General features: G+C 63.8%; 1 protein-coding gene. It reads left to right on the forward strand.

Translation table 11 applies throughout. From position 1 onward, the window contains the following. The coding region (locus tag U9977_RS03125; RefSeq protein ID WP_322747629.1) for a PAS domain-containing protein at positions 1-847 on the forward strand (847 nt) is incomplete at its 5' end. Between the last annotated feature and the right edge of the window lie 209 nt (positions 848-1,056).

Consider the following 1,056-nt stretch of genomic DNA (forward strand, 5'->3'; position numbering starts at 1 on the left):
CGCCGACCGTGTCATCGAATCGATACGCGCACCGATCACCGTCGGGACATCGATCGTTCAGGTTGACGTCAGCATCGGCATCGCGACCTCGACGCTGTCGCTCGAAACGCCCGACCATTTCCTCGGCGTCGCGGACCACGCTATGTACGAGGCCAAGCGGACCGGGAAAGGCCGCTTCGTCGTGGCGGTCGCCGGCGCCCAGCCTCTTGCCAGTCGTCCTCGTATCCCCGTCACCGACCTTGCCGGCGAGGTGTACCCGCCGGCGCCACGTCAACCCGCGGTCGGTGCGGTCGGTGGGCATTTCTCCGCATCCGGACGACCCGAGCGTTGCGTGCCCACGGGTCGTGCCCGCCGGTACCGGTCGGGCCGGCTGATCGCACCGCTGGTCGGCGGCGTTGTCCTGCTCGCGATGGCCGCGATCAGCGTGTGGCTGCAGACACAGGTACGTCATGGCGCGGAGCAACAATCGGTTTCGGCCTTCTACGGGGACATCAGATCCGGCCGGTGGAGCCGCGACCTAAGCCTGCTCGCCCTGCTCGCCCTGGTCACCACTGCGGTTGCCGGTCTCACCGTCCGCCACGGTCGGCGGGAATCGGCGCTGCGTCGCGACGAAGGACGGCTGCAGGCACTGCTCCACAACGCCCACGATCTCGTGATCGCCACCGGCGCGGATGGCCGCATCACCTTTGTCAGCTCCGCTGTCGAGGTACTGCTCGGTCACCGGGCCCGGTGCTACGTCGGCCGGCACCTGCCCGACGCGGCCCATCCCGACGATGCAGCCACCCTGGCGGAGTTCCTGCGGCTCGCCGCGGAGGTGGGCGCCGCCGCGGTCCGCGATATACCGTAGAGGGACAAAAAGTTAACGTGACCGCTGACATACCTGCAATTAAGGCAAAACTTGATGCCCTCTTGAATCGAAACAATGGCAAATAAGGAAACGGTTTTTTGTCCGAACAGAATTTGTTGACGCTTGAGGCTATTATCGTTAAATTTCGTGCACTAACAAGCTGTGGCCAGAAACATTTCTTGACTGATCGAAGCCCTAAGGAATACGTC

Origin of the sequence: Protofrankia sp. Cas8 (genome assembly GCF_963555845.1) — a bacterium.
In the GTDB taxonomy this organism is placed as follows: Bacteria; Actinomycetota; Actinomycetes; order Frankiales; family Frankiaceae; genus Protofrankia.